The sequence below is a fragment of the Cupriavidus sp. 8B genome, assembly GCF_054589115.1.
In genome coordinates, this window is the sequence record NZ_BAAILO010000462.1 from 1 (window position 1) to 4,309 (window position 4,309).

Annotated in this window: 3 protein-coding genes; all 3 read right to left on the minus strand. The window is 61.3% G+C overall.

All coding sequences use genetic code 11. The annotated features are described in order from the left end of the window. Window positions 1–993 (minus strand): PRTRC system ParB family protein (locus tag ACYP5B_RS44485; protein ID WP_459573837.1); only part of this gene is annotated, 993 nt, incomplete at its 3' end. Window positions 994–1,420: 427 nt separating this feature from the next. Beyond that, a complete protein-coding gene (locus tag ACYP5B_RS44490) occupies window positions 1,421–1,666 on the minus strand; it encodes a hypothetical protein (RefSeq protein ID WP_459573838.1) in 246 nt (81 codons plus the stop codon). Next, the coding region (locus ACYP5B_RS44495) for an SNF2-related protein (RefSeq protein ID WP_459573839.1) at window positions 1,663–4,309 on the minus strand (2,647 nt) is incomplete at its 5' end. The genes ACYP5B_RS44495 and ACYP5B_RS44490, both read right to left, overlap by 4 nt.

Consider the following 4,309-nt stretch of genomic DNA (forward strand, 5'->3'; position numbering starts at 1 on the left):
CTTTAGCCGGGCCGCGACCTTGGTGGCATTGCAGCCGGTGTCGAAGCACTGGCCGCGGAACACCTTGCCGATGCTGTCCGGCAGGCCGCTAACGGCCACACCGAAGTTCTCGCAAGCGTGGCAGGCTTTCGCCTGGTCCTCGCCAACGCCGGTCGGGCCGTCAACCACCAGTTGGACACGGGTATGGTTATCGCCCACTCTGACAATGCGAACCACCGGGTACTCATCCTTCAGACCATATGCCACTGTTTCCAGTTGCTTTTCGGTCTTCTGGGTGTAGCAGCCACGGTTGGTGCAATTGCCCGAGGCGATGGCTTCACTGAACATCTCCGTTTGCAACGAGGAGTTGTGCGGGCATGCGGCGCATTCGGCCTTATCGAAGATAGCGGTAGCGAGACTGCATGCCGCGGCCTCGATCGTCTTCTTGAGTTCGGCCACGGTCTTCTTCTCGCTGATGATGACCGGCAGGAGCTTGTCCTGCTTGTCTTTCGCGAGGGTGGCCAGCAGTTCCGCGTGTCCGAGCTGGATCTGGCGCGTGTTTAGCGCGTCAAGCACGGACGGACTGCAATTCATCAGGGCCAGGCGCTTGTCGAGCGTCCCGCGCGACCAGCCCAGTACACGGGCGGCCTCGTCGCGATCTCCCTTGAGTTGCCCAACGATCTTCGCCGCGGCCACGGCCTCCTCCGAGGGTGCCATGTCGGCGCGCTGGACGTTCTCAATGAGAGCCAGACGATCAGCCTCGTCGTCGGTCAGTGCCTTGATGGTCACTGGCATGGGATAGTCGTCACCGTGCGCAGCTTTCGCTGCCCGGTACCGGCGCTCGCCGGCGACCAGCTCGAACTCGTCACCGTCCAGGGGGCGGATCAAGATCGGCTGGATGACGCCATTCTCCCGAACGGAGTCGGTCAACTCTGCCATCTCGGCAGGATCAAAATACTTGCGCGGATTACGGCCAGCACGGATCTTGCCAAGAGCGATAGTGGGGTTTTGCATATTGTGGGTTCTCCGAAACGGAAAAGGGAACCCGTTGCCGCACCGGGAACAGGTTCCCGATGGGATAAGAAAGAAGGCGTTGGCTAGCCCGACAAGGCGGACAGGCCACGTTACTGCAAAAAACTGGGCACCTGGCGGTGCGGGGTCGATGCGTCAGAGACGCGGTAGGTGGCGAAAGGATACCGCAACATCAAGGCGCGCGCCAGATCCCACATGCACGAGCGGGGGGGCGTGACACTGCGACTCTTGGTGGCCATTTCGGCGCCCCGGCATCTGCATTGTGGGAAACCCAAGGGTGATCAGACAAAAAAAAAGCCCTCCGAGGAGGGCTGAGTACATCCGAGAGCTTGGGGCAGTAGCGGGGTCGCGCTACTGACTTCATTTTAAGATCGCTGATGACGCTCATGCGCCCCGTAAGACAACGAATTTAGTGAGCTTTCGCGGGAAAAGGCCCGATTGGTCGCGACAGCAGCGTCGTCACGGCACCTGCCACGTGCCAACCATCCATTTCTGACTCGTAATGGTTGTGGACCAGTCTATCCAGGCACAACACCTCCATGCCGTCGGCGTCCACCGTGCCCAGCACCCTGGCCACGGTCAGCCGGCGCGTTCCCTTGCGCTTCACCGTCACAATGCCGTCTCCAACGGAGATGGCGCATTCACTCACTTTCATGCAGCCTCCTTGAGCAGTTCGCGCATGTCGTGCGGCTTGCGGCCACGCAACAATGCAAGGTCCTCAACAAAATTGTCCAGCACGGTATCCATGTGCAAGAACGAGGCGTCCTCCAATTCGGGGGTCGCCCAATCCAATCCGGCCTGCATCGCATCCCGCTTGTGCGCCACCATCTGGTCCTGGTAAATATCGACGCTGCCCGGCAAGTGGAAGAACAGAACCTTCAGCACGCCCTTTCGGTCCCAGCGCAGTGCGCGTCGCATCGCCTGATACTCGATTCGCCACGTCCACGACCGGTCATAGAAAAGCACATAGTCAGCCATCGGTAGGTTGTAGCCAGCCCGGCCGGATGCCTTGGTGCAGAGCAGACCCGTCGCCTTGCCGCCAACGAAGCGCTTGTCCTTGTCGGCCACGCGCTTGCGGATCGGGATGTTGCCGTGGAACGGCACCGTCTCGACACCACGCTTGGCCAGTTCGCCAGCAATCAGCTCGATGACACCGGGATTCTCGGCAAACAGGATTGCTTGCTTGCCCTCCTCTGCGATTTCCTCCATTCGGTCAATGACCGCGCGCTGCTTGCTGGTTAGCTGGCCCAACATGCCGATGCCCTCCATCCCATGCTGCGGATAGTTGGCGGCGAAGTGCACAGCGCGAATGCGCGCCAGGATAGTCAGCAGGTTGTTGGTCCGTCCCTCCCCACGCGTGGTCCGGTACCAGTCGGCGAATTCGTCGGCTGCCTTGAGGTACAACGAAAGGTGTGCCGGGTCCCAATCCGTCTCGATGACCTCCATTGCCGGCGGCTCAATCTGGATATAGCGAGACACCTCCGGCTCACAGACCAGCCGTCGCTTGACGTGCGGCGCCAGCATCTGCCGATACTGTGGCAGGTTGCCGATCTTGGGCACTTCCCGCTTCGCCCCGTCCTGCAGGCTCTCCGCGAATTGCCAGGTCACCCATTCGAGCACAACGAAGTCATCGCGGAACCGATCAATTCCCCGCACGGCATGTTGCACCGTCGCCAGCCAGTTCGCTTCCAGATAGCCCCGCTTGTAGCCGTAAGGCTGCGCCGCGGTGCCATCCCCGCCCGTGAAGGCGATCAACCCGAACACATCGCGCGGATAGTTCGGGATTGGACTACCGGTCAGGACATAGCGGCGCCGAGCCGAGAGCTGCCAAAGCGCCCGACTCTGGTCGCTCGTTGGATTGGAAAGACGCTCCCCCTCGTCGGCGATCAACAAACCGATACGCCGGCGCAACCGATGGGCAAATGTCACCCGCCTGGAATCGCGCGGGCTGACCGGCATGCGCAGCCGCTCGTAGGAGATCAGGTTGATCCGCGAAAGCGTCTGCAATCCAGCGGCAGAGTCGATGACATGCACGGCATCGTTCGGGATCTGCAGTTTGGCCAGTTCCTTTTGCATCTCGTCGATCAGACGGGACTCAACAACGATCAAACCGTGCTTCACCCCGGATAGCAGGATCAGGGCCACGGCGAGTCGAGACTTTCCGCACCCTTGCTCCCAGGCGACAACCGCACCATTCGGCTTGAGCAGCAGTTCTACCAAGTCATCTCGCTGGAATTCCCAGTCCAACCAACGATTTATGCCCAGCGCCTTGATGCGCGCGCGTAATGTCGCCGCTTGATCTGGATACCGGCGGACAAGGCCTTCATGCACCGTCTCCCAGCCTTCCCCATCATTAGCCACCACCACCAGGCTGTTGAGCTCATCGAGCGACACGGTGTACTGACTCCCGCCGCGCTCATAGGTATAGCGGCCGCCAGCATCACGGTGAAACTCCACCGTCTCGCCAGCTTTCACCACAGGGCTGCCCCAGCGGGTCCGGTCTACGCAGAAGGCTTTGCGAGCAGTGCCTTCCAACTTCTCAGCGGAGGCTGCGCCAGTTACCCACGCATCGTGACGAAGCGGCGTCGCCTGGCGGGCGCTGCGCCGTATCCTGTTGCCAAGATGCGCGAGGAATCCCGGTGCAAGCTCCGGTTCCCCGCCGGCGGCGCGAATCATCTGCAGCAGGCCGTCGAGCGCGGCGATTGGGTTCGGCTGGACAAGATACGCCTCAATGTCGAGGCGACCGTGGCCGGCGTAGCGAAACCCTTTCGGCAACCGCTGCCCCTCCAATGGCACGATCCGGCGATCCAGAATCCGGTTCAGCACCATTGCCTCCGTGAACCCGCAATCGAAACCGAGGACAATGCGACGTCCGTCGTTGGAGATGCGTACCCGTTTCTGCGAGGTCACAGGGCGGGTGATCACGGGCCCATCGTCATCAAGCAGCTGGTGATTGAGCCTGGTCTCACCGGACACGCGATCGTCTACGTTCAGACCGAGCGGCGGCAATACCGTGTCCAGCGAGCGGAGCTTTTCCCTCACGACAGCGGTTCGATGGGAGCGATACCGACCAAAAACGGCTATAGCGGTGCGCACCTCCGCCCCCTCCTCCCGGAAGGCATTGGCCGGCAGTTCGAACACCCCCAGCAAGCGGCGTGCTAGCTCGGCGTAGGGATCGTTCCAGTTCACGAGCGTCACGTCGAATTTCTGAACGAACGTGAGCGGAAGCAGTGCCACAACCACTTGCGCGGCGTCGAGTGCTTGCTCCAGCGCATATTCGTGGCTAAGAGCGCTCGTA